The sequence below is a fragment of the Streptomyces sp. NPDC093795 genome, from assembly GCF_044764665.1.
In the GTDB taxonomy this organism is placed as follows: domain Bacteria; phylum Actinomycetota; class Actinomycetes; order Streptomycetales; family Streptomycetaceae; genus Streptomyces.
Genome location: NZ_JBIWIO010000007.1, coordinates 264540 through 288793, shown reverse-complemented (window position 1 = coordinate 288793; position 24254 = coordinate 264540). Strand labels below are relative to the sequence as shown.

Sequence of the window (24254 nt, the reverse complement as noted above, 5' to 3'; positions counted from 1 at the left end):
GTGCACCCTCCTCCGAAGGTGCAAAGCCGACAGCCGTCGCATCCCAGGGAGCTCATCCATGGCCTCGTTGCCGACCCCTTCCGCCGACAGCCGGAACCGCGTTGCGGCCCTCCGCGAGGCACTCGCCAGCCGAGTGGTCGTCGCCGACGGCGCCATGGGCACCATGCTCCAGGCACAGGACCCCACCCTCGAGGACTTCGAGAACCTCGAAGGCTGCAACGAGATCCTGAACATCACCCGGCCCGACATCGTCCGCTCGGTCCACCAGGAGTACTTCTCCGCCGGCGTCGACTGCGTCGAGACCAACACCTTCGGCGCCAACCACGCCGCCCTGGGCGAGTACGACATCCCCGAGCGCGTCCACGAGCTCTCCGAGGCCGGCGCGCGCATCGCCCGCGAGGTCGCCGACGAGTTCACCGCCACCACCGGCCGCCAGCGCTGGGTCCTCGGCTCCATCGGCCCCGGCACCAAGCTCCCCACCCTCGGCCACGCCCCCTACACCCTGCTGCGCGACGCCTACCAGCAGAACGCCGAGGGGCTCCTCGCCGGCGGCGCCGACGCCCTGCTCGTCGAGACCACCCAGGACCTGCTCCAGACCAAGTCCTCCGTCATCGGCGCCCGCCGCGCCCTCGACGCCCTCGGCGCCGACGTGCCGCTCATCGTCTCCGTCACCGTCGAGACCACCGGCACCATGCTCCTCGGCTCCGAGATCGGCGCCGCGCTCACCGCGCTCGAGCCGCTCGGCATCGACATGATCGGCCTGAACTGCGCCACCGGCCCCGCCGAGATGAGCGAGCACCTCCGCTACCTCGCCCGCCACTCGCGTATCCCGCTCTCCTGCATGCCCAACGCCGGCCTGCCGGTCCTCACCTCCGACGGCGCCCACTACCCGCTCAGCCCCGCCGAGCTCGCCGACGCCCAGGAGACCTTCGTCCGCGAGTACGGCCTCTCCCTCATCGGCGGCTGCTGCGGTACGACCCCGGAGCACCTGCGCCAGGTCGTCGAGCGGGTCCAGGGGCTCACCCCCGGCTCGCGCGACCCCCGCCCCGAGCCCGGCGCCGCGTCGCTGTACCAGACCGTGCCGTTCCGCCAGGACACCGCGTACATGGCGATCGGCGAGCGCACCAACGCCAACGGATCCAAGAAGTTCCGCGAGGCGATGCTCGAAGCCCGCTGGGACGACTGCGTCGAGATGGCCCGCGACCAGATCCGCGAGGGCGCGCACATGCTCGACCTCTGCGTCGACTACGTGGGCCGTGACGGCGTCGCCGACATGGCGGAGCTCGCCGGCCGCTTCGCCACCGCCTCCACCCTGCCCATCGTGCTCGACTCCACCGAGGTGGACGTCCTGCGGGCCGGCCTGGAGAAGCTCGGCGGCCGCGCCGTCATCAACTCGGTGAACTACGAGGACGGCGACGGCCCCGAGTCCCGCTTCGCCAAGGTCACCCGGCTCGCCCAGGAGCACGGCGCCGCGCTCATCGCCCTCACCATCGACGAGGAGGGCCAGGCCCGTACGCCCGAGCACAAGGTGGCCATCGCCGAACGGCTCATCGACGACCTCACCGGCAACTGGGGCATCCACGAGTCCGACATCCTCATCGACACCCTGACCTTCACCATCTGCACCGGTCAGGAGGAGTCCCGCAAGGACGGCATCGCCACGATCGAGGCGATCCGCGAGCTGAAGCGCCGCCACCCGGACGTCCAGACCACGCTCGGCCTCTCCAACATCTCCTTCGGTCTGAACCCGGCCGCCCGCATCCTCCTCAACTCCGTCTTCCTCGACGAGTGCGTGAAGGCCGGCCTCGACTCGGCGATCGTCCACGCGAGCAAGATCCTGCCGATCGCCCGCTTCGACGACGAGCAGGTCACCACCGCCCTCGACCTGATCTACGACCGCCGCGCCGAGGGCTACGACCCGCTGCAGAAGCTGATGGCCCTCTTCGAGGGCGTCAACACCAAGTCGATGAAGGCAGGCAAGACCGAGGAGCTCCTCGCCCTGCCGCTCGACGACCGTCTCAAGGCCCGGATCGTCGACGGCGAGAAGAACGGCCTGGAGGCGGACCTCGACGAGGCGCTGACGATCCGGCCGGCCCTGGAGATCGTCAACGAGATCCTGCTCGACGGCATGAAGACGGTGGGCGAGCTGTTCGGCTCGGGCCAGATGCAGCTGCCGTTCGTGCTCCAGTCCGCCGAGGTCATGAAGACGGCCGTGGCGCATCTGGAACCGCACATGGAGAAGACGGACGCGGACGGCAAGGGCACGATCGTCCTCGCCACGGTCCGCGGCGACGTCCACGACATCGGCAAGAACCTCGTCGACATCATCCTGTCCAACAACGGCTACAACGTCGTCAACATCGGCATCAAGCAGCCGGTCTCCGCGATCCTCGAAGCGGCAGAGGAGCACAAGGCCGACGTGATCGGCATGTCCGGTCTCCTCGTGAAGTCCACCGTGATCATGAAGGAGAACCTGGAGGAGCTGAACCAGCGCGAGCTGGCCGCCAAGTACCCCGTGATCCTCGGCGGCGCCGCCCTCACCCGGGCGTACGTCGAACAGGACCTCCACGAGATCTACCAGGGCGAGGTCCGCTACGCCCGGGACGCCTTCGAGGGCCTGCGCCTCATGGACGCCCTCGTCGCCGTCAAGCGCGGCGTTCCCGGAGCCGTACTCCCCGAGCTCAAGCAGCGCCGGGTCGCGAAGTCCGACGCCCCCGCGCTCCAGGTGTCCGAGCCCGAGCCCGGCGGCCGCTCCGACGTCGCCACCGACAACCCGGTGCCGACCCCGCCGTTCTGGGGCACCCGGGTCGTCAAGGGCATCCCGCTCAAGGACTACGCCTCCTGGCTCGACGAGGGCGCCCTCTTCAAGGGCCAGTGGGGCCTCAAGCAGAACAGGGCCGGCGACGGACCCTCGTACGAGGAGCTCGTCGAGACCGAGGGCCGGCCCCGGCTGCGCGGCTGGCTGGAGCGCCTCCACACCGAGAACCTCCTGGAGGCGGCCGTCGTCCACGGCTACTTCCCCTGCGTGTCCAAGGGCGACGACCTGATTATCCTGGACGAGGCCGGCAACGAGCGGACCCGCTTCACCTTCCCGCGCCAGCGCCGGGGCCGCCGCCTCTGCCTCGCGGACTTCTTCCGCCCGGAGGAGTCCGGCGAGACCGATGTCGTCGGCCTCCAGGTCGTGACCGTCGGTTCGAGGATCGGCGAGGCCACGGCCGAGCTGTTCGCCTCCGACTCCTACCGCGACTACCTGGAGCTGCACGGCCTCTCCGTCCAGCTCGCCGAGGCCCTCGCCGAGTACTGGCACGCCCGTGTCCGCGCCGAGCTGGGCTTCGCCGGGGAGGACCCGGCCGACGTCCGGGACATGTTCGACCTCAAGTACCGCGGCGCCCGCTTCTCCCTGGGCTACGGCGCCTGCCCCGACCTGGAGGACCGCGCGAAGATCGCGGATCTGCTGCGGCCGGAGCGGATCGGTGTGCACCTGTCGGAGGAGTTCCAGCTGCACCCGGAGCAGTCCACGGACGCCATCGTGATCCACCACCCCGAGGCGAAGTACTTCAACGCCAGGTGACCGTCCACAGGTAAATCCGTACGTCCGCGCTGATCGGGACGTACACTTGTCGGTCCAGTGCAGGCCGGTCGTCCTCCCCGTACGGGGGGATGACCGGCCTTCTCGTCCCTCCATGGAGGTGTCCGGATGACCAGTACGGTCCCCGCGTCCCTGATCCGTACGAACGGAAGCTCCGCCCTGCAGGCCGTCTTCCTCGACATGGACGGGACCCTCGTCGACACGGAGGGCTTCTGGTGGGACGCGGAGGTGGAGGTCTTCGCCGACCTCGGGCACCGGCTCGACGAGGCCTGGCGGGACGTCGTCGTCGGCGGCCCGATGACCCGCAGCGCGGGCTACCTCATCGAGTCGACCGGCGCCGACATCACCCTCGCCGAGCTGACCGTCCTGCTCAACGAGAAGTTCGAGCAGCGCATCGACCGGGGCGTGCCGCTCATGCCGGGCGCCGACCGGCTCCTCGCCGAGCTGGCCCGGCACTCCATCCCGACCGCCCTCGTCTCCGCCTCGCACCGGCGGATCATCGAGCGGGTCCTCGACTCGCTCGGCCGTGACCGCTTCGCCCTCACCGTCGCGGGGGACGAGGTCGTCAGGACCAAGCCGCACCCCGAGCCGTATCTGACGGCCGCCCGTGGCGTCGGGGCCGATCCCGCGCTCTGCGCCGTCGTCGAGGACACGGCGACCGGTGTGGCGGCCGCGGAGGCGGCGGGCTGCCGGGTCGTCGCGGTGCCCTCCGTCGCCCCGATCGCGCCCTCGCCCGGCCGGGTCGTCGTGCGTTCCCTCGAAGAGGTCGACGTGCCGTTTCTCCGCACTCTGATCACCGGGATCTGAGCCTTCCCTGAGCTTTCCCCGGACTCGGTCGATGGAATGCGCCGACGCCCGGCAAAAACGATCAGGCCATTCACCGAAAGGGCCTCCGCGTGACCTTGGTCACCCAGAGTGCCTGGCGGTGGGTGGCCTTCCTCGTGCTCGCGCCCGAAAAGGGAGAGTTTCGGCGTCCCCATGTGTCCCGATTCGCTCGCCGCCGTCCGCATCCTCCGACGCATGACTATCGAGCGCCCCGCATTCATGATCACTGTGCGATTACCCCCACGCGCGCCCGTGGTCCGGCAATAGCTGCGCTGCCCACTAATCTTTCGCGAGTACTTCGCCGCATATCCGCGTGCACCGGCGCACACCCAAGTCGCCGAGAACACAGGACCGATCGCAACACCCGGCCCGATCGCTCCCGCCCCGACCGGGCGGCCGGCGGCGGAGTTCCCACTGACCGCTGTATCCCAGTGCCGGATGAGGAGATCGTCCCTGATGAACCGCAAGACCCTGGTGCTGCCGGCCGTGGCCGGACTGCTCGCCCCCCTGCTCGCCGCCTGCGGCGGAGCGCAGGACGGTGACACGATCGTCGTCGGCACCACGGACCAGTTCATCGCCACCGCGGACGCCCCCGCACCGCTCGACCCGGCCTTCGCCTACGACACCGGCGCCTGGAACATCCTGCGGCAGACCGTCCAGACCCTGATGCACGTGCCCCGCGGCGGCGGCGAGCCCGTCCCCGAGGCCGCCCAGAGCTGCGGATTCTCCGACCGGGCCAGCGAGAGCTACCGCTGCAAGCTCCGCTCCGGCCTCACCTTCGCGGACGGCACCCCGATCACCGCCGAAGACGTCAAGTACTCCGTCGACCGCGTCCTGAAGATCAAGTCGGACAACGGCACGGCCGCCCTCCTCTCGAACGTCGACACCGTCGAGACCAAGGGCACCGACGAGGTCGTCTTCCACCTGAAGACCCCCGACGCCACCTTCCCGTACAAGCTCTCCACCCCGGTCGCCGGCATCCTCAGCAAGGACAAGTACGCCGCCGACAAGCTCCGCGACGGATTCGACGTCGACGGCTCCGGCCCGTACACGATGAAGGTCGAGCGCGACGGCGAGAAGGCCACCCGCTTCGTCTTCACCAAGAACCCCGCCTACAAGGGCGACATCACCCTCCGCAACGACCAGGTCGAACTGCGCCCCTACGCCGACGCGGACACCATGGGCCGGGCCCTGGACGGCGACGACATCGACATGATGGCCCGCTCCCTGTCGCAGCAGCAGGTCAAGGACCTCACCGAGACGCCCAAGGAGGGCATCGAGATCATCGAGGTCCCCGGCCTCGAGATCCGCTACCTCGGCTTCAACACCAAGGCCCCCGCCGTCCAGGAGAAGGCCGTACGCCAGGCCATGGCCGCCGTCGTCGACCGCGGCGCCCTCGTCGACCTGGTCTACGGCCCCACCGCCGAACCCCTGTACTCGCTGATCCCCTCCAGCATCACCGGCCACACCACCCCCTTCTTCGACGCGTACGGCGAGCCCGACCGCGCCCGTGCCGCCAAGCTCCTCAAGGACGCGGGCGTCAAGACGCCGGTCAAGGTCACGCTGAACTACACCACCGACCACTACGGCGCCGAGACCGCCAAGGAGTTCGAGGCGCTCAAGAAGCAGCTCGTCGCCACCGAACTCTTCGACGCCACCGTCCAGGGCACCGAATGGTCGAAGTTCCGCACCGCCCAGAAGCGCGGCGACTACGCCGTCTACGGCCTCGGCTGGTTCCCGGACTACCCGGACCCGGACAACTACATCGCGCCCTTCCTGGACAGCGACAACTTCCTCAACACCCCGTACGTGAACAAGGTCGTCCGCGACCAGCTCATCCCGCGCTCGCGCCGCCAGGCCGACCGCACCGCCGCAGGCCCCGTCTTCAACCAGATCCAGAAGATCGTCGCCGAGGACGTACCCGTCCTGCCCCTGTGGCAGGGCAAGCAGTACGTCGCCGCCCGCGACGACCTCAACGGAGTCGAGTACGCCCTCAACACGTCCTCCGACCTCCTGCTCTGGGAACTGGGCCGCGGCACCGCATAACCCCGTCGACTGGGTCGGTTACACCGGCCGCGCACCCGCGCGCGGCCGGCCTGACAAGAGATCACGAGGCACGTTCTGTGAAGACGCACAACAAGTGGCTGACGGCCCCCCTCGCCGCCGGCCTGTCCGCCGCCCTCCTCAGCGGCTGCGGCACCGAACAGGGTGGCGCCGGAGACTCCGGCAACGCCATACGCGTCGGCATGTCCGACGAGATCCTCAGCCCCGACCCGGCGGCCGGCTACGACCCCGGCTCCTGGCTGCTGTTCAACAACGTCTTCCAGTCCCTGCTCGCCTTCCCCAAGGGCGGCTCCCAGCCCGAGCCCGAGGCCGCCGACAAGTGCGGCTTCGGCACGGGCAGCACCGTCTACACCTGCACCCTGCGCGACGGCCTCACCTTCTCCAACGGCAACAAGCTCACCTCCAAGGACGTCAAGTACTCCTTCGAGCGGGCCCTCAAGATCGCCGACCCCTCCGGCCCCGCGCCGCTGCTCTCCACCATCAAGACCATCGAGACCCCCGACGAGCGGACCGTCGTCTTCCGCCTCAAGGTCCCGGACGCCACCTTCCCCAGCAAGATCGCCTCCGGCGCCGGCTCCATCATCGACCACCGCGAGTACCCGGCCGACGCCCTCCGCACCGACGGCAAGGCCACCGGCTCCGGCCCGTACAAGCTGGACTCCCTCAGCGACTCCGAGGCCACCTTCTCCGCCAACCCCGGCTACCGGGGCACCGCACGGCTCAAGAACGACGCCGTCACCCTCAAGCTCTACCGCGGCGACCGCTCCGCCCTCTCCAAGGCCCTCACCGCCGGAGAGATAGACGTCGCCTACCGAGGCCTCTCCGCCGAGGACATCGCCACCCTCGAAACCTCCGAGACCACCGACGACAAGGGCATCGAGGTCATCCCCGGCAGCAGCGCCGAGGTCCAGCACCTCGTCTTCAACATGAAGGACCCGGTCCTCGGCAAGCTCGGCGTCCGCCAGGCCATCGCCCACCTCGTCGACCGCGAGGCCCTCGTCGAAGGCGTCTACAAGTCGACGGCCACGCCGCTCTACTCGATCGTCCCGGCCGGCATCGCAGGACACAACACCGCCTTCTACGACACCTACGGCGCCCCCGACAAGGCCAAGGCCAAGAAGGCCCTGCGCGCGGCCGGCATCACCGACAAGGTGAAGCTCACCCTCTGGTCCACGCCCAGCCGCTACGGCCCGGCCACCGACCAGGAACTCAAGGCCATCGCCGGCCAGCTCAACACGAGCGGCCTCTTCGACGCCGACGTCAAGTCCGTCGCCTACGACCAGTACGAGAAGGACATCGCCGACGGCAAGTACGGCGTCTACGTCAAGGGCTGGGTCCCCGACTACCCCGACGCCGACAACTTCACCGCCCCCTTCTTCGGCAAGGGCAACGTCCTCGGCAACCACTACGAGAACACCACCATCACCGGCAGCCTCCTCCCGAAGACGGCCGCCGTCCCGGACCGCGCCGCCACCGCCGACGAGTACGGCAAGCTCCAGGACCTCGTCGCCGACGAACTCCCGCTGCTCCCGCTCTGGCAGGGCAAGCAGTACGCCGTCGCCCGCGACGACGTCACCGGCCTCGAATGGACCCTCGACTCCTCGACCGTCTTCCGCTTCTGGGAGATCCGCAAGGGCTGACCCGCACACGGCGGAGGGGCCCGGCGCGCGCACGCGCACCGGGCCCCTCCGCCGTAGCCGCTACTGGCCGCCCGCGCCCGGCCGCACCAGACCGCTCTCGTACGCGTACACCGCGGCCTGCACCCGGTCCCGCAGCCCCAGCTTCGTCAGCACATGACCCACATGCGTCTTCACCGTCGTCTCGCTGACGAACAGATCCGCCGCGATCTCCGCGTTCGACAGACCACGCGCCACCAGCTTCAACACCTCCACCTCACGGTCCGTCAAGGTGTTCAGCGTGTCCGGCATCTGCTCCTCGCCCGTCGGCAGATGCGCCGAGTACTTGTCGAGCAGCCGACGCGTGATCGACGGCGCCAGCATCGCCTCACCGGCCGCCACCACCCGGATCGCCTGCACCAGCTCGGTCGCCGGAGCGTCCTTCAGAAGGAAACCGCTCGCACCCGCCCGCAGCGCCTCCACCACGTACTCGTCCAGATCGAAGGTCGTCAGCACCAGCACCTTCGCCGGACCGTCCCGCCCCGGACCCGTGATCTGCCGGGTCGCCTCCACCCCGTCCATCCGCGGCATCCGGATGTCCATCAGCACCACGTCCGGCTGCAACGCCCGCACCTGGTCCTGCGCCTGGAGACCGTCCCCGGCCTCACCCACCACCGCGATGTCCTGCTCCGCCTCCAGAATCATCCGGAAGCCGGTGCGCAACAGCGGCTGATCGTCGACCAAGAGGACGCGGATCGTCACAAGGGCTCCTTCACGGGACCTGAGCTCACGAGGTACGCCGACGCTACGGCGCCGGCGGGGCCAGGCCCATTCTGCCCTGACCCGATTCGCCCGACTCCGGCGGGCACACGGAAACGATCTTCAGCGGATAGACCGGGGGAGTCCCCCCGAACTCGGGACACACCGCCTGATGATCACACCAACCGCACAGCTTCGTCGGCCGCGGCCGCCAGTCACCCGAATCCGTCGCCAGCCGGATCGCCTCCCACAGCGCGAGCAGCTTCCGCTCCACCCGCAGCAGATCCGCCTCCACCGGGTCGTACGTCAGCACCTCCCCGCTGCCCAGATAGACCAGCTGCAGCCGCCGCGGGATCACCTGCCGCAGCCGCCACACCACCAGCGCGTAGAACGTCATCTGGAACAGCGCGCCGTCCCGGTACTGCGGCCGCGGCGCCTTCCCCGTCTTGTAGTCGACGATCCGCACCTCACCCGAGGGCGCCACATCGATCCGGTCGATCACCCCACGCAGCCGCAACCCCGAATCCAGCTCCGTCTCCACGAAAAGCTCACGCTCGGCCGGCTCCAGACGCGTCGGATCCTCCAGCGTGAACCACCGCTCGACCAGCCGCTCCGCCTCACCCAGCCACTCCGCGAGCCGCTCGCCTTCCGGATCCTCCGCGAACAGCTCACCCAGCTCCGGCTTCGACTCGAGGAGCCGGTCCCACTGCCCCGGAACCATCGCCCGCGCCCGCGGAGCCGTACGCTCCACCGCCGGATCGTCGAAGAGCCGCTCGAGCACCGCATGCACCAGCGTGCCCCGCGTCGCCGCCGCACTCGGCCGCTCCGGCAGCCGGTCGATCACCCGGAACCGGTACAGCAGCGGACACTGCATGAAATCGCTCGCCCGCGACGGCGACAACGACATGGGCGCCCGGGGCTCCGCCGGCACCTGCTCGCTCGTACTCATGACAAAGACCCTACGACCCGCCACCGACAACGAGGGCCTGTCCGGTGGATCAGGGCCGGGTCCGCGGCGCCTGGCACGGCACCTGGCCGCGTTGCCGAAATGCCCGAATAGCTCCGCTATTAGGACACTCCGGCGCCTTGCCATGCACCGCACCAGACGCCGCGGCCTGACCGACCCTGATCCACCGGACAGGCCCCAGCGGAATACCATCGACCCGAGGCCCCGTCGCACTGCATGATCGAACCGTGACACACCGACGTGGGTCACACCCCCGCGACGAAAGGAACCCGTGAACCAGGACGAGCCCAAGCCGCAGCGCACCGAGGAACCCGGCGGCGGGATCCTCATGGGCCGGCCCTTCGGCGTGCCCGTCTACGTCGCCCCCAGCTGGTTCCTCGTCGCCGCCCTCATCACCTGGGTCTTCGGCGACCAGATCGAACGCGTCCTGCCCGAACTCGGCGCCGCCCGCTACCTCGTCTCCCTCTTCTTCGCCATCGCCTTCTACGCCTCCGTGCTCGTCCACGAACTGGCCCACACCATCGCCGCGCTCCGCTTCAAACTCCCGGTGCGCCGCATCCAGCTCCAGTTCTTCGGCGGCGTCTCCGAGATCGAGAAGGAGACCGAGACCCCCGGCCGCGAATTCGTCCTCGCGTTCGTCGGCCCCCTCCTCTCCCTCGTCCTCGCCGGCGTGTTCTATCTCTCCCTGTACGCCGTCGAGCCCGGCACCGTCCCCGGCGTCCTCCTCGCCGGCCTGATGATCTCCAACCTGATCGTCGCCGCCTTCAACCTGCTCCCCGGCCTCCCCCTGGACGGCGGCCGCATGCTCCGCGCCGTCATCTGGAAGATCACCGGCAAGCCCATGAGCGGCACCGTCGCCGCCGCCTGGGTCGGCCGCGCCCTCGCCGTCCTCGTCCTCGTCGGCCTCCCCCTGCTCACCCGCACCGGGGCTCTCGGCAACTCCACCGACGACATCAGCGGCCTCGACACGGTCACCGACGCCCTGCTCGCCGCCATCCTCGCCGCCATCATCTGGACCGGCGCCGGCAACAGCCTCCGCATGGCCCGCCTGCGCGAACACCTCCCCGAACTCAGCGCCCGCAGCCTCACCCGCCGCGCCATCCCCGCCGAACCCGGCGCCCCCCTCTCCGAGGCCCTCCGCCGCGCCAACGAAGCCGGCGCCCGCGCCCTCGTCGTCGTCGACGGCCACGGCGACCCCACCGGCATCGTCCGCGAGGCCGCCATCGCCGCCGTCCCCCAGCACCGCCGCCCCTGGGTCGCCGTCAGCACCCTCGCCCAGGACCTCACCGACGGCATGCGCGTCCCCGCCGAACTCACCGGCCAGCCCCTCCTCGACCACCTCCGCGCCAGCCCCGCCACCGAGTACCTCGTCGTCGAGGCCACCGGCGAGATCTACGGCGTCCTCGCCACCACCGACGTGGAACGCGCCTTCGTCAAGGCCATGGCACGACCCGGTTCGTAACCCCGGTAGTCGGCTTCCGAGCACGGTCGACCGTCGGCGCCGACTCGAGCGGCCCGGAGGTGAGGAAGCCCTTGATAAGGTGCTCGTATGTCCGAACCGACCGGTGCCGCCCGCCGACGCGGGCCCTTCAAGGTCGGGGACCAGGTTCAGCTGACCGACCCCAAGGGCCGTCACTACACGTTCACGCTCGAAGAGGGAAAGAACTTCCACACCCACAAGGGTTCCTTCCCGCACGACGAACTGATCGGCGCCCCCGAGGGCAGCGTTGTCCGCACCACCGGAAACGTCGCCTACCTCGCGCTGCGCCCCCTGCTCCCCGACTACGTCCTGTCCATGCCCCGCGGCGCCGCCGTGGTCTACCCCAAGGACGCGGGGCAGATCCTGGCCTTCGCCGACATCTTCCCCGGCGCTCGCGTCGTGGAAGCCGGGGTGGGCTCGGGATCGCTCAGCAGCTTCCTCCTGCGCGCCATCGGCGACAGCGGCATGCTGCACTCCTACGAGCGCCGCGAAGACTTCGCCGAGATCGCGAAGGGCAACGTCGAACGCTACTTCGGCGGCCCCCACCCCGCGTGGCAGCTCACCGTGGGCGACCTCCAGGACAACCTGTCCGACACCGACGTCGACCGCGTCATCCTGGACATGCTCGCTCCCTGGGAGTGCCTGGAGGCCGTCTCCAAGGCCCTCGTCCCCGGCGGCATCCTCTGCTGCTACGTGGCCACCACCACCCAGCTCGCCCGCACCGTGGAGTCCATCCGCGAGTTCGGCTGCTACGCCGAGCCGCAGCCCTGGGAATCCATGATCCGCAACTGGCACGTCGAGGGCCTCGCCGTCCGCCCCGATCACCGCATGATCGGCCACACCGGCTTCCTCGTCACCGCCCGCCGCCTCGCGGACGGCGTCGAGCCCCCGATGCGCCGCCGCCGCCCCGCCAAGGGCGCCTACGGCGAGGACTACGAAGGCCCCAACAAGGGCTGACGTCCCGACAACCACGGAGCGCCGCCGCCGAGTTCCCCGCCCACGGCAGGGAAGTCGACGGCGGCGCCCCCATGTTCGGCGGACGCCCGTACCCCCGCCCGCGGCCGACCCACCTGTTCCGTCCCCCTGTGACGTATGGCACGATGCCCGGAAACCACCGCGCCACCCCCACAGGAGACGTCTCGCGTGCAGCCCTCCGCCGCCCCGGACCTCGCGGACCTCGCCCACACCAGGGCCCGACCGGCCCACTGGCTCGCCATCGCCACCGCGACCGCCGCGGTCGTCGCCCTCGCCGGCCTGCTCCAGCCGGGCCCCGCCGAAGCCACCACGGCCCCTGCCGCCGCCCCGGGCCCCGCACCCGCCCCCGAGGCCGCCGGAGCCGACTACCCCCTGGACTGCCGGGGAGGCCCCCGCAAGATCGCACAGCAGGCGTCAGGGGACCTCGACGGCGACGGAAACCCCGAGACCGTTGCGGTCGTGCACTGCGAAGCCGGCTCCGGCACCCCGCCGAGCGGCGTCTACGTCCTCACCCGCGGCAAGGAGACCGGCCCCCGCGCGCGCGTGGTGGCCACCCTCGTCGCGCCCGAGCTGCACAAGAGCGTCACCGAGCTCGACGTACGCGAGGGAGTGGTCCTCGCCACCCTGCTCGGCTACTCGTCGCCGGACGTTCCCAGCTGCTGCCCCGACGAGAAGGAGCAGGTCGGCTGGCGTTGGCAGGGCGGCACCTTCGTACGCGACGGCCGGGCCGGCGCGCAGAGCGCCTGATCGTCACTCCGCGTCGGGGCCGTACACCTCGACCTTGTCCGCGGCCCGGCGCACATGGATGCAGTCGCCCGGGCACTCCTTCGCGGAGTCCACCACGTCCTGGAGCAGCGTCAGCGGAACCGGCGTCGTGGCGCCCGCGTCCTGAAGGAGCTCGTCGTCGGCACTCTTCACATACGCGAGCCCGTCGATGTCCAGCTCGAAGACCTCGGGAGCGTACTGCACGCAGATCCCGTCCCCGGTGCACAGGTCCTGGTCGATCCAGACCTCCAGCGCCTCGTCGGCGCCCGTGGAAAGGACCTCGTCCTGCACGGTCATATCTCCTGCCGTCCCTGCTTCTCGTATCGCTTCTCGCGGGTAAGTCGGGCCCCCTCCGACGGGTGTTGGCCCAAGACGACGATACAACCGCCCGCTTTCAAGCCGTGAAGGGTGGGTATTCCTCCTGGCGAGAGGGGAAGCGCAAGGGTGAAGATCGGACACACCTCGGAGTCTTTTTGATCTAGGGGTTTCAATCACCACCCACGCAGGTAGGGTCAGGAAGCGTCCAGCTCCCCTTGGAGGAGGTGAGGACCGTGGCAGCCCACGACGACGACATCAACCGCGGCATCCGGCCGGGGCGAGGGTCTGAAGACCCCGCCGGTCAGGTTGCCTATCTCGAGCAGGAAATCGCCGTCCTGCGCCGCAAGCTCGCCGACTCTCCGCGACACACGAGGATTCTCGAAGAGCGGATCGTCGAGCTGCAGACCAACCTGGCCGGCGTGTCCGCGCAGAACGAACGACTCGCGAACACGCTCCGTGAGGCCCGCGACCAGATCGTGGCCCTCAAGGAGGAGGTCGACCGGCTCGCACAGCCGCCGGCCGGCTTCGGTGTCTTCCTGCAGGCCAACGAGGACGGCACATGTGACATCTTCACCGGGGGCCGCAAGCTCCGGGTGAACGTCAGCCCGAGCATCGAGCTCCCCGAGCTCAAGCGCGGCCAGGAAGTCATGCTCAACGAAGCGCTCAACGTGGTCGAGGCCATGGAGTACGAGCGCGCCGGGGACATCGTCACCCTCAAGGAGATCCTCGAGGACGGCGAGCGCGCCCTGGTGGTCGGGCACACCGACGAGGAACGGGTGGTGAGGCTCGCCGAGCCTCTGCTGGACGTCACCATCCGCGCCGGTGACGCCCTGCTGCTCGACTCCAGGTCCGGCTACGTCTACGAGGTGGTCCCCAAGAGCGAGGTCGAAGAACTCGTTCTGGAAGAGGTCCCGGACGTCGACTACGAGAAGATCGGCGGTCTGGGCGGCCAGATCGAGATGATCCGCGACGCGGTCGAGCTTCCCTACCTCCACCCGGACCTCTTCAAGGAGCACGAACTGCGGCCGCCCAAGGGCATCCTGCTCTACGGGCCGCCCGGCTGCGGCAAGACGCTGATCGCGAAGGCCGTGGCCAACTCCCTGGCCAAGAAGGTCGCCGAGGTGACCGGTCAGCCCGCGGGGAAGTCCTACTTCCTCAACATCAAGGGCCCCGAGCTCCTCAACAAGTACGTCGGTGAGACCGAGCGGCACATCCGCCTCGTCTTCCAGCGTGCCCGGGAGAAGGCGAGCGAGGGCACCCCCGTCATCGTCTTCTTCGACGAGATGGAATCCCTCTTCCGCACCCGCGGCTCCGGTGTCAGCTCGGACGTGGAGAACACCATCGTCCCGCAGCTCCTCGCCGAGATCGACGGTGTGGAGGGCCTGGAGAACGTCATCGTCATCGGCGCCTCCAACCGCGAGGACATGATCGACCCCGCGATCCTGCGGCCCGGCCGGCTCGACGTCAAGATCAAGATCGAGCGTCCGGACGCGGAGGCCGCGAAGGACATCTTCGCGAAGTACCTCACGGCCACCCTGCCGCTGCACGCCGACGACCTTTCCGAGCACAGCGGCTCCAAGGCCGCCGCCGCCCACGGAATGATCCAGTCCGTCGTCGAGCAGATGTACGCCGAAACCGAGGAGAACCGCTTCCTCGAAGTCACGTACGCCAACGGCGACAAGGAAGTCCTCTACTTCAAGGACTTCAACTCCGGCGCGATGATCCAGAACATCGTCGACCGGGCCAAGAAGATGGCCATCAAGGCCTTCCTCGACCACAACCAGAAGGGCATCCGCGTCTCCCACCTCCTCCAGGCCTGCGTGGACGAGTTCAAGGAGAACGAGGACCTGCCCAACACCACCAACCCCGACGACTGGGCCCGGATCTCCGGAAAGAAGGGCGAGCGGATCGTGTTCATCCGCACCCTCGTCACCGGAAAGCAGGGCGCGGACACCGGACGCTCCATCGACACGGTGGCCAATACCGGTCAGTACCTGTAAAACGCCCACCGGCTGCGGATGTCCGGAAACCGGGCATCCGCAGCCGACGCATTCCATCCAGCATTTCCCCCGGCATCACAGGGAAATACGCAAACGATCTCCCCACCAGCGCGGAGCCGCTCTAGGCTCATCGGTACCGCCGAGTCGCGCACAGTGAGCGCCGCCGGGCAAGGAGGGCCGCATGACCGTACGGCGAGTAATGGGCATCGAGACGGAGTACGGGATCTCCGTCCCGGGACACCCGAACGCCAATGCCATGCTCACCTCGTCCCAGATCGTCAACGCCTACGCGGCGGCGATGCACCGGGCGCGCCGCGCCCGCTGGGACTTCGAGGAGGAGAACCCGCTGCGGGACGCCCGCGGCTTCGACCTCGCCCGCGAGGTGGCCGACTCCAGCCAGCTCACCGACGAGGACATCGGCCTGGCCAACGTGATCCTCACCAACGGAGCACGGCTCTACGTGGACCACGCCCACCCGGAGTACAGCTCGCCCGAGGTCACCAACCCGCTCGACGCCGTCCTCTGGGACAAGGCCGGCGAGCGGATCATGGCGGAGGCCGCCGAGCGCGCCGCCCAGCTCCCCGGCGCCCAGCCGATCCACCTCTACAAGAACAACACCGACAACAAGGGCGCCTCCTACGGCACGCACGAGAACTACCTGATGAAGCGGGAGACCCCCTTCTCGGACATCGTGCGCCACCTCACCCCCTTCTTCGTCTCCCGCCAGGTCGTGACCGGCGCGGGACGGGTCGGCATCGGCCAGGACGGCCGTGAGCACGGCTTCCAGATCAGCCAGCGCGCCGACTACTTCGAGGTCGAGGTGGGCCTGGAGACCACCCTCAAGCGCCCCATCATCAACACCCGGGACGAGCCGCACGCCGACGCCGAGCGCTATCGCAGGCTGCATGTGATCATCGGCGACGCGAACCTCTCCGAGATCTCGACCTACCTCAAGCTGGGCACCACCGCGCTGGTCCTGTCGATGATCGAGGACGGGTTCATCACCGTCGACCTCGCCGTCGACCAGCCCGTACGGACCCTCCACCACGTCTCGCACGACCCGACGCTCCAGTACCTGATCACGCTCCGCAGCGGCCGGACACTCACCGCGGTGCAGCTCCAGATGGAGTACTTCGAGCTGGCCAGGAAGTACGTGGACGAGCGGTACGGCACGGACGCGGACGAGCAGACCAAGGACGTCCTGATCCGCTGGGAGGACACCCTCAACCGGCTCGAGAACGATCCGATGAGCCTGGCCGGCGAGCTCGACTGGATCGCCAAGCGGGAGCTCATGGAGGGCTACCGGCGCCGGGACGGCCTGGAGTGGGACGCCGCACGCCTGCACCTGGTGGACCTCCAGTACGCGGACGTACGCCCCGACAAGGGCCTCTACAACCGTCTGGTGGCCCGCGGGCGCATGAAGCGGCTCCTGGACGAGGCGGACGTGGAGCGGGCCGAGACGGCGCCTCCCGAGGACACCCGGGCCTATTTCCGGGGCCGCTGCCTGGAGCAGTACGCCGACGACGTCGCCGCCGCCTCCTGGGACTCGGTGATCTTCGACCTTCCCGGTCGGGACTCCCTCCAGCGCGTCCCGACCCTGGAGCCGCTGCGCGGCACCAAAGCCCATGTGAAGTCGCTCCTCGACCGCTGCCGGACGGCCGAGGAACTGGTCCGAGTACTCTCCGGCGGCTGATCGGAGGCCCTCCACGGGCCTGAAATGCCCCGGCGCTGGGAATCATGGAAACAGTGCCCGGGCGTTGTGGAAACCACGGGGCCGAAGTCGGACCCCACGTATAGGGTCTGATCTTGTACGGACTCAACCGAGCGGGCCGATTCGAGCGGGGTGAGGTTTATGGCGACCAAGGACACCGGCGGCGGACAGCAGAAGGCGACGCGTTCCACGGAGGAGGTCGAGGAGACCACCACGGAGGCGAGCTCCGACCTCCAGGAGCGCCAGGAGAAGCTGAGCGAGGACGTGGACTCCGTCCTGGACGAGATCGACGACGTACTCGAGGAGAACGCCGAGGACTTCGTGCGGTCCTTCGTGCAGAAGGGCGGCGAGTAGCCGCTCCACGCACCTGTCGTCCTCCGTCCCCGGAGCCCCGGAGAAAGCCGTGGGTCCGGGGACGGATGACAAGCGGTGGCACGGGTAAGGTCCGTGCACAGCAACCAAGATCGGCCCGCGCGTCCCACGGCGGGCCGACTCTCCCACCCGGAAGGAATCGCGTGGAAGCCAACCCTCGTAGCACCGGGCGTCTGCCGGCGGCCTTCCTCACGCCGGGGTCGTCCTCGTTCATGGACTTCCTGTCCGCGCACTCGCCGGATCAGCTCCCCGGCAACCGGAGGCTGCCGGAGGGCGTCGTCGAGGCCCCGCACGGGACGACCATCGTGGCCGCGACGTTCCCCGGCGGCGTCGTGCTCGCCGGTGACCGGCGGGCCACCATGGGGAACATGATCGCGCAGCGGGACATCGAGAAGGTCTTCCCGGCCGACGAGTACTCCGCCGTCGGCATCGCCGGCACCGCGGGTCTCGCCGTCGAGATGGTCAAGCTGTTCCAGCTGGAGCTGGAGCACTTCGAGAAGGTGGAGGGCGTCACGCTCTCCCTCGAGGGCAAGGCGAACCGCCTCTCCACCATGATCCGGGGCAACCTCGGCATGGCCATGCAGGGACTCGCCGTGGTGCCGCTCTTCGCGGGCTGGGACGAGGCCAAGGAGAAGGGCCGGATCTTCTCGTACGACGTGACCGGCGGCCGCTCCGAGGAGCACGGGTTCGCCGCCACCGGCTCCGGCTCGATCTTCGCGCGCGGTTCGATGAAGAAGCTGTACCGCGCCGACCTGACCGAGCAGGAGGCCACCACCCTGGTCGTCCAGGCGCTCTACGACGCGGCGGACGACGACTCGGCGACCGGCGGCCCCGACATGGCACGCCGGATCTTCCCGATCGTCACGGTCATCACGGACGAGGGCTACCGCAGGCTCACCGAGGCCGAGTCCTCCGAGCTGGCCCGGTCGGTCACCGCACGGCGCCTGGAGCAGCCCGACGGGCCGCGCGCCGCCCTGCTCTGACCACTCGTCGCTCTGTAGAAGCCCAGAAGAAAGGGACGGACCGCCGGTGTCCACTCCGTTCTACGTCTCACCCCAGCAGGCCATGGCCGACCGGGCGGAGTACGCCCGCAAGGGCATCGCCCGAGGCCGCAGCCTGGTCGTCCTCCAGTACACCGACGGCATCGTCTTCGTCGGCGAGAACCCGTCCCGCGCGCTGCACAAGTTCAGCGAGATCTACGACCGGATCGGCTTCGCCGCCGCCGGCAAGTACAACGAGTACGAGAACCTCCGCATCGGCGGCGTGCGCTACGCCGACCTGCGGGGCTACACCTACGACCGGGACGACGTCACCGCGCGCGGCCTGGCCAACGTCTACGCCCAGACGCTGGGCACGATCTTCTCCAGCGCGGGGGAGAAGCCGTACGAGGTCGAGCTGGTCGTCGCCGAGGTCGGGGAGGAACCGTCGGGCGACCAGATCTACCGGCTTCCGCACGACGGCTCGATCGTGGACGAGCACGGCTCGGTCGCGGTCGGCGGGAACGCGGAGCAGATCGGCTCCTTCCTGGACCAGCGGCACCGGGACGGCATGTCCCTCGCCGAGGCCCTGAAGCTGGCCGTGCAGGCCCTGTCGCGGGACACCAACGGCAGCGAGCGGGAGATCCCCGCGGAGCGCCTCGAGGTGGCGGTCCTGGACCGTACGCGTCCGCAGCAGCGCAAGTTCAAGCGGATCGTCGGCCGTCAGCTGTCGCGCCTCCTCCAGGCGGACAACGCGGCGGTGGCGAAGACGGACGAGCCCTCGGACGAGGCTCCCGAGGAGTAGTCCCGACGCTCGGAAGGGGGCCCGGTCCATGGCGACCGGGCCCCTTCGGCGTACCCGGGCTCTCCGGCCCTCCGGGCCGGCCTCAGGGGGCCGGTGCGGGGCCCGTGGAGCCGCGGGGGACGAGGGCGACGGGCAGGGAGACCGGCTCGGGGCGTTCGCCCGCGAGGACGGCGAGCAGCGCCTCCATGCCCCGCCGGCCGAACTCCTCGGCGGGCAGCCGGACCGTCGTCAGCTCCGGCTCGACCACGGTCGCGAGCGCCATGTCGTCGAAGCCGGTGACCGACAGGTCCTCGGGGACCCGCAGCCCGAGCCGGCGCGCGGCCTTGCAGACGCCGGCCGCGAGGATGTCGTCGTCGCAGATCACCGCCGTGGGCCGGGGGCCGGGCGCGGCGAGGGCGGACCCGGCGACCTCCCCCGCGTCCGCGACGTTCAGCGGTGACCGTACGGTGCGCACCTCCGTCCCGCGCAGGGCGTGGGCGAGCGTGGCGGCCCGCACGTCGAACGTCCAGGACGGGGCCGCCGACGCCAGGTGCAGAAAATCGCGGTGGCCGAGGCCGAGGAGATGGTCGGTCACCCGGAGCATGCCGTCGGCGACGTCGAGGTTCACATGGGCGGCGGCGCCGGCGTCCGCAGGGTCGCTGTCGAGCATGACGAGCGGCAGGTCGGTGCCCCGGAAGGCCGCCAGGGCGTCGGTGGCCATCGAGGAGGCGATGACGCCGTCGAGCGCGGCCGGCGCCGAGGCGAAGGGGTCACGGGCGGGGCCCAGGCCGTCGGGGGAGGGGTAGAGGACGACGCCGAAGCCGTGCCGGGCAGCCGCCGCCGCGGCGCCCGTGTAGACGTGGGCGAAGAACTCGTTGGTGAGCGCCGGGACCACGAGGAGGGCGGTCCGGGTGCGGCCGAGACGGAGGTTGCGGGCGGCGAGGTTGGGCCGGTAGCCGAGGCTCCGGGCGGTCTCACGGACGGCCTCCGCTGTGCGCTCCGACACCCGGCCGCGCCACTTGTCGCCGAGCACGAGGGAGACGGTGGCCTGGGAGACGCCCGCGGCCCGGGCGACGTCCCGGCTGGTGGGGCGGGCGCCGCCGAGCGGCTCCGGGGTCTGCACTGGGGCCTCCGCGTCGAACGGTTCAGGGGGCGCGGGCCGGACCCGCGTACAACGGTCGAGCAGCGCGGGCTGGACCCGCGTACAGCCGACATGGTACGTATGACGACGGAAGTTATACGTAAAACCTCGGGCTCGTCCGAGGCGAGGGGAGACCACATGGCCACCGAGGCCCCGGCACGCGGCGGCTATCTCGACATACTCCGGGCGCCACACGCCGCCCGGCTGCTCGCCGGCACCCTGCTCGGACGCCTGCCCAACGGCACCGGCCCCATCGCCCTCACCCTCTTCGTCCGCGACCAGGGCGGCAGCTACACCCTCGCCGGCGGCCTCATCGCCGCCTACGGCGTCGCCACCGCCGTCGGACAGCCCCTCCTCGGCCGCGCCGTCGACCTCAAGGGCCAGCCCCGGGTCCAACTGCCCGCCGCGGTCCTCTCCGCCCTCGGCATGGCCCTGCTCGCCCTCACCGGCATCGGCCACCTGCCGCTCGCGTACGCGGCCGTCGTCCTCGCCGGGCTCTTCACACCGCCCCTGGAGGGCGGGCTGCGCGCCCTCTGGCCGAGCGTCCTGGGCCGCGAGGACCGGGTCCACCGGGCGTACGCACTCGACGCGGTGGCGCAGGAGGTCATGTTCACCGCGGGCCCCCTCCTGCTGACCCTCCTCGTCTCCCTCTGGTCGCCCGCCGCCGCCCTCCTCGTCATCAACCTCCTCGGCGTCCTCGGCGCCCTCGCCGTCGTCCTCTCCGCGCCCTCCCGCACCTGGCGCTCCGCACCCCGGGAGGCCCACTGGCTGGGCGCCCTGCGCTCACCGGGGCTCCTCGCCCTCCTCGGCTCCTTCTTCTTCGTCGGCCTCGCGCTCGGCTCCATCACCGTCGCCGCCGTCGCCTACGCCGACGACCGGGGCACCCCGTCGGTCTACGGCTGGCTGATGGCCGCCCTCGGCCTCGGCGCGCTCCTCGGCGGCGTCGCCTACGGCGCCCGCCGGTGGACCGGCACCCCCGAGCGCCGCCTGCGCGTGCTCGTCCTGCTCCTCGCCGTCTGCTACCTGCCGCTCGTCCTCACGCCGGGCCCCGTCGCCATGACCGGTCTCTCGGTCCTCTCCGGCGTGTTCCTGGCGCCCGCCCTCGCCTGCGCCTTCATCGTCGTGGACCGGCACGCGCCGCGCGGCACCGTGACCGAGGCCTTCTCCTGGCTCGTCACCACCTTCGGCGTCGGCTCGGCCCTCGGCTCCGCCGTGGCGGGCCCCGCCGTCGAACTCGCGGGGACCGTCACCGGATTCGCCGTCGCCGGGGCGGGCGGCCTGATCGCCTTCCTCGTCCTCCTGGCCACCGGCCGCGTCCTCGGCGCGCCCGTGGCCCCCGACGCCCCCGCCGTCGACGCGCGACACGCCGTCGGTGCGGGCGCCCCCACCCCCGTACACAGCGAAAAGAACACGCACTGATCGGAAAATGATCGAAACGGGAACGTCCAACCCGGTTTCAGCACAGGCCGTCAGGCGTAATGTTCAGACATGGACCGCCGCATTTTCGGGCTGGAGAACGAGTACGGCGTCACGTGCACGTTCAGGGGACAGCGCCGACTGTCTCCTGACGAAGTGGCGCGCTACCTCTTCCGCCGTGTCGTGTCATGGGGCCGCAGCAGCAATGTCTTCCTGCGGAACGGCGCCCGCCTGTACCTGGACGTGGGTTCGCATCCGGAATACGCCACACCGGAATGCGACGACGTGACCGAACTGGTCACCCACGACAAGGCCGGTGAGCGCATTCTCGAGGGCCTGCTCGTCGACGCCGAACGCCGCCTGCACGAGGAGGGAATCGCGGGCGACGTCTACCTCTTCAAGAACAACACCGACTCGGCCGGAAACTCCTACGGCTGCCACGAGAACTATCTCGTCGCCCGCCACGGAGAGTTCTCCCGGCTCGCGGACATCCTCATTCCGTTCCTCGTCACCCGGCAGCTCATCTGCGGCGCGGGGAAGGTCCTCCAGACCCCCCGGGGCGCGGTGTTCTGCGTCTCCCAGCGCGCCGAGCACATCTGGGAGGGCGTCAGCTCCGCGACCACCCGCTCGCGGCCCATCATCAACACCAGGGACGAGCCGCACGCCGACGCCGAGCGCTACCGCCGGCTGCACGTCATCGTCGGCGACTCGAACATGTCCGAGACGACCATGCTGCTCAAGGTCGGCGCCACCGACCTGGTGCTCCGCATGATCGAGGCGGGCACGGTGATGCGCGACCTGACCCTGGAGAACCCCATCCGGGCCATCCGCGAGGTCAGCCACGACATCACCGGACAGCGCAAGGTCCGGCTCGCCAGCGGCCGCGAGGCCTCCGCCCTGGAGGTCCAGCGCGAGTACTACGAGAAGGCCGTCGACTTCGTCGACCGGCGCGGGATCCGGTCCGGCACCGTCGCCCAGGTCCTGGAGCTGTGGGGACGTACGCTCGACGCGATCGAGAGCGAGCGGCTCGACCGCATCGAGACCGAGATCGACTGGGTCATGAAGCACCGGCTCATCGAGCGCTACCGGGCCAAGCACAACATGACCATGTCGAACCCGCGGGTCGCGCAGATAGACCTCGCGTACCACGACATCCACCGTCGTCGTGGGCTCTACTACCTGCTCCAGAAGAACGGGCAGGCGGCGCGGATCTGCAACGACCTGAAGATCTTCGAGGGCAAGTCGGTGCCCCCGCAGACCACTCGGGCGCGACTGCGCGGCGACTTCATCCGCCGCGCCCAGGAGCAACGACGGGACTTCACCGTCGACTGGGTCCACCTCAAGCTGAACGACCAGGCGCAGCGCACGGTGTTGTGCAAGGACCCGTTCCGCTCCGTCGACGACCGGGTGGAAAAGCTGATCGCCGGAATGTAGGCAGATCGTATCGACCGGCAGGGCCCCGCACGTTTGGCGTGCGGGGCCCTCGACGTGACAGGAGGGTCCCCTAGAGTGTCGGCACAACTACTTGTGCCGTCTGAGATCTGAGGAACACGTGCGCCGACTTGCCGGCCTTCTCGTCGTCCCGCTGCTGCTGCTCTCGACAGCGGCGTGCGGCAGCGACGACAAGGGCTCCGATTCCGCTTCGATGACGAACGGGCTGCCCGCCATCACCGCGGGGGCCAAGTTCGGCGAGAAGCCGACCCTCGCCAAGGGCGAGGGCGCCCCGCCCAAGGAACTCAAGGTCAACGTCATCAGCGAGGGCAAAGGCGCGGTGACGAAGAAGGGCGACGCGATCCAGGTGAACTACCTGGGTCAGGCCTGGGACTCCACCACCCCCTTCGACAACAGCTTCGACCGCGGTCAGCCGTTCGACCTGACCCTCGGTGCCGGCAGCGTCATCAAGGGCTGGGACCAGGGCCTCGAAGGGCAGAAGGTCGGCAGCCGCATCGAGATCGGCATCCCGCCGGAGCTCGGTTACGGCGCGCAGGGCCAGGGCGACATCAAGCCCAACGCCACCCTCGTGTTCGTCGTGGACATCCTGAAGTCCGTCACCATCCCGAAGTCCGCCACGGGCACCCCGGTCGCCCAGGAGAACAAGGACCTGCCGAAGGTCGGCACCAACACCGACGGCAAGGCGCCCACGCTGACGGTGCCGAAGTCCGCCCCGCCGACCAAGCTCGTCTCGAACTACGTGATCGAGTCCACGGGCGAGGCCGTGAAGCCGACCGACACGGTCGTCGTCAACTACGTCGCCGCCCTCTGGAAGGACGGCAAGGTCTTCGACTCGACGTACACCACCGGCAAGCCCACGAACTTCCCGCTCGCGAACCTCACGCTGAAGGGCCTCAAGGACGGTCTCGTCGGCAAGAAGGTCGGCAGCCGCGTCCTGATCGTCGCCCCGCCGTCGGAGGCGTTCGGCAACGAGGAGAAGCAGGGGATCCCGAAGAACTCCACGCTGGTGTTCGCCGTGGACATCCTGACGAAGATGTAAGACT

Annotated in this window: 19 protein-coding genes; 15 read left to right on the top strand and 4 right to left on the bottom strand. The window is 69.8% G+C overall.

All coding sequences use genetic code 11. From position 1 onward, the window contains the following. The first annotated feature begins 58 nt into the window (after positions 1–58). The 4 genes from metH to ACIRB7_RS20935 all read left to right on the top strand — a co-directional run bounded on the left by metH (position 59) and on the right by ACIRB7_RS20935 (position 8118). Entirely contained in the window at positions 59–3571 is a 3513-nt protein-coding gene (metH, locus tag ACIRB7_RS20950; protein ID WP_403600594.1) for a methionine synthase, read from the top strand. Between the two features lie 126 nt (positions 3572–3697). After that, positions 3698–4396, top strand: coding sequence for an HAD family phosphatase (locus ACIRB7_RS20945; RefSeq protein ID WP_351217603.1), 699 nt, complete (start codon positions 3698–3700; stop codon positions 4394–4396). A gap of 474 nt (positions 4397–4870) precedes the next feature. Next, positions 4871–6460, top strand: coding sequence for an ABC transporter substrate-binding protein (locus ACIRB7_RS20940; protein WP_403600591.1), 1590 nt, complete (start codon positions 4871–4873; stop codon positions 6458–6460). A 77-nt stretch (positions 6461–6537) separates the two neighbouring features. After that, the gene (locus ACIRB7_RS20935; RefSeq protein ID WP_403600589.1) at positions 6538–8118 is read left to right on the top strand and encodes an ABC transporter substrate-binding protein; all 1581 of its coding nucleotides are present in this window, start codon (positions 6538–6540) and stop codon (positions 8116–8118) included. Between the two features lie 60 nt (positions 8119–8178). Here ACIRB7_RS20935 and ACIRB7_RS20930 read toward each other — a convergent pair whose 3' ends face one another. Together ACIRB7_RS20930 and ACIRB7_RS20925 are read right to left on the bottom strand one after the other, a co-directional pair. After that, on the bottom strand, positions 8179–8856 hold the full coding sequence (locus ACIRB7_RS20930; protein WP_351217595.1) for a response regulator transcription factor: 678 nt from the start codon (positions 8854–8856) through the stop codon (positions 8179–8181). A gap of 43 nt (positions 8857–8899) precedes the next feature. After that, the gene (locus tag ACIRB7_RS20925; RefSeq protein ID WP_403600586.1) at positions 8900–9802 is read right to left on the bottom strand and encodes a RecB family exonuclease; all 903 of its coding nucleotides are present in this window, start codon (positions 9800–9802) and stop codon (positions 8900–8902) included. A gap of 346 nt (positions 9803–10148) precedes the next feature. Here ACIRB7_RS20925 and ACIRB7_RS20920 point away from each other — a divergent pair, with 346 nt between their 5' ends. The 3 genes from ACIRB7_RS20920 to ACIRB7_RS20910 all read left to right on the top strand — a co-directional run bounded on the left by ACIRB7_RS20920 (position 10149) and on the right by ACIRB7_RS20910 (position 13022). Continuing rightward, positions 10149–11282, top strand: coding sequence for a site-2 protease family protein (locus tag ACIRB7_RS20920; RefSeq protein WP_403601040.1), 1134 nt, complete (start codon positions 10149–10151; stop codon positions 11280–11282). 87 nt (positions 11283–11369) lie between these two features. After that, positions 11370–12257 (top strand): tRNA (adenine-N1)-methyltransferase, encoded by an 888-nt coding sequence (locus ACIRB7_RS20915; protein WP_015032448.1) that lies wholly within the window; start codon positions 11370–11372, stop codon positions 12255–12257. Between the two features lie 186 nt (positions 12258–12443). Continuing rightward, positions 12444–13022: a hypothetical protein gene (locus ACIRB7_RS20910; protein ID WP_403600583.1), complete on the top strand. Its 579-nt coding sequence runs from the start codon at positions 12444–12446 to the stop codon at positions 13020–13022. 3 nt (positions 13023–13025) lie between these two features. Here the strand turns inward: ACIRB7_RS20910 and ACIRB7_RS20905 are convergent, their stop codons facing one another. Further along, positions 13026–13337, bottom strand: coding sequence for a ferredoxin (locus ACIRB7_RS20905; protein WP_403600580.1), 312 nt, complete (start codon positions 13335–13337; stop codon positions 13026–13028). 254 nt (positions 13338–13591) lie between these two features. On the opposite strand from ACIRB7_RS20905, the gene arc reads away from it, so the two are divergent. The 5 genes from arc to prcA all read left to right on the top strand — a co-directional run bounded on the left by arc (position 13592) and on the right by prcA (position 19223). Next, on the top strand, positions 13592–15358 hold the full coding sequence (gene arc / locus ACIRB7_RS20900) for a proteasome ATPase (protein ID WP_403600577.1): 1767 nt from the start codon (positions 13592–13594) through the stop codon (positions 15356–15358). 181 nt (positions 15359–15539) lie between these two features. Then, on the top strand, positions 15540–17051 hold the full coding sequence (gene dop / locus ACIRB7_RS20895; protein ID WP_403600574.1) for a depupylase/deamidase Dop: 1512 nt from the start codon (positions 15540–15542) through the stop codon (positions 17049–17051). A gap of 159 nt (positions 17052–17210) precedes the next feature. Further along, positions 17211–17423 (top strand): ubiquitin-like protein Pup, encoded by a 213-nt coding sequence (locus tag ACIRB7_RS20890; RefSeq protein WP_030213091.1) that lies wholly within the window; start codon positions 17211–17213, stop codon positions 17421–17423. Positions 17424–17584: 161 nt separating this feature from the next. Next, positions 17585–18424 (top strand): proteasome subunit beta, encoded by an 840-nt coding sequence (gene prcB, locus ACIRB7_RS20885; protein ID WP_403600571.1) that lies wholly within the window; start codon positions 17585–17587, stop codon positions 18422–18424. Between the two features lie 46 nt (positions 18425–18470). Continuing rightward, on the top strand, positions 18471–19223 hold the full coding sequence (gene prcA / locus ACIRB7_RS20880; protein WP_250765582.1) for a proteasome subunit alpha: 753 nt from the start codon (positions 18471–18473) through the stop codon (positions 19221–19223). 82 nt (positions 19224–19305) lie between these two features. Here prcA and ACIRB7_RS20875 read toward each other — a convergent pair whose 3' ends face one another. Continuing rightward, the gene (locus ACIRB7_RS20875; protein WP_403600567.1) at positions 19306–20325 is read right to left on the bottom strand and encodes a LacI family DNA-binding transcriptional regulator; all 1020 of its coding nucleotides are present in this window, start codon (positions 20323–20325) and stop codon (positions 19306–19308) included. Between the two features lie 156 nt (positions 20326–20481). Between ACIRB7_RS20875 and ACIRB7_RS20870 the strand changes: the two genes are divergently transcribed. The 3 genes from ACIRB7_RS20870 to ACIRB7_RS20860 all read left to right on the top strand — a co-directional run bounded on the left by ACIRB7_RS20870 (position 20482) and on the right by ACIRB7_RS20860 (position 24250). Then, entirely contained in the window at positions 20482–21762 is a 1281-nt protein-coding gene (locus tag ACIRB7_RS20870) for an MFS transporter (protein WP_403600563.1), read from the top strand. A 69-nt stretch (positions 21763–21831) separates the two neighbouring features. Next, complete coding sequence (gene pafA / locus ACIRB7_RS20865; protein WP_384897356.1) at positions 21832–23193, top strand: Pup--protein ligase; 1362 nt, start codon at positions 21832–21834, stop codon at positions 23191–23193. Positions 23194–23311: 118 nt separating this feature from the next. Continuing rightward, the gene (locus tag ACIRB7_RS20860) at positions 23312–24250 is read left to right on the top strand and encodes an FKBP-type peptidyl-prolyl cis-trans isomerase (RefSeq protein WP_403600560.1); all 939 of its coding nucleotides are present in this window, start codon (positions 23312–23314) and stop codon (positions 24248–24250) included. Positions 24251–24254: the final 4 nt, after the last annotated feature.

Bases quoted from the DNA above. Each gene is read 5' to 3' on its own strand.
- ACIRB7_RS20890 (WP_030213091.1), top strand. From the start codon at position 17,211: ATGGCGACCAAGGACACCGGCGGCGGACAGCAGAAGGCGACGCGTTCC.
- ACIRB7_RS20925 (WP_403600586.1), bottom strand. From the start codon at position 9,802: ATGAGTACGAGCGAGCAGGTGCCGGCGGAGCCCCGGGCGCCCATGTCG.
- dop (WP_403600574.1), top strand. From the start codon at position 15,540: ATGACCGTACGGCGAGTAATGGGCATCGAGACGGAGTACGGGATCTCC.
- ACIRB7_RS20905 (WP_403600580.1), bottom strand. From the start codon at position 13,337: ATGACCGTGCAGGACGAGGTCCTTTCCACGGGCGCCGACGAGGCGCTG.
- ACIRB7_RS20940 (WP_403600591.1), top strand. From the start codon at position 4,871: ATGAACCGCAAGACCCTGGTGCTGCCGGCCGTGGCCGGACTGCTCGCC.
- pafA (WP_384897356.1), top strand. From the start codon at position 21,832: ATGGACCGCCGCATTTTCGGGCTGGAGAACGAGTACGGCGTCACGTGC.
- ACIRB7_RS20915 (WP_015032448.1), top strand. From the start codon at position 11,370: ATGTCCGAACCGACCGGTGCCGCCCGCCGACGCGGGCCCTTCAAGGTC.
- ACIRB7_RS20870 (WP_403600563.1), top strand. From the start codon at position 20,482: ATGGCCACCGAGGCCCCGGCACGCGGCGGCTATCTCGACATACTCCGG.
- ACIRB7_RS20945 (WP_351217603.1), top strand. From the start codon at position 3,698: ATGACCAGTACGGTCCCCGCGTCCCTGATCCGTACGAACGGAAGCTCC.
- metH (WP_403600594.1), top strand. From the start codon at position 59: ATGGCCTCGTTGCCGACCCCTTCCGCCGACAGCCGGAACCGCGTTGCG.
- ACIRB7_RS20920 (WP_403601040.1), top strand. From the start codon at position 10,149: ATGGGCCGGCCCTTCGGCGTGCCCGTCTACGTCGCCCCCAGCTGGTTC.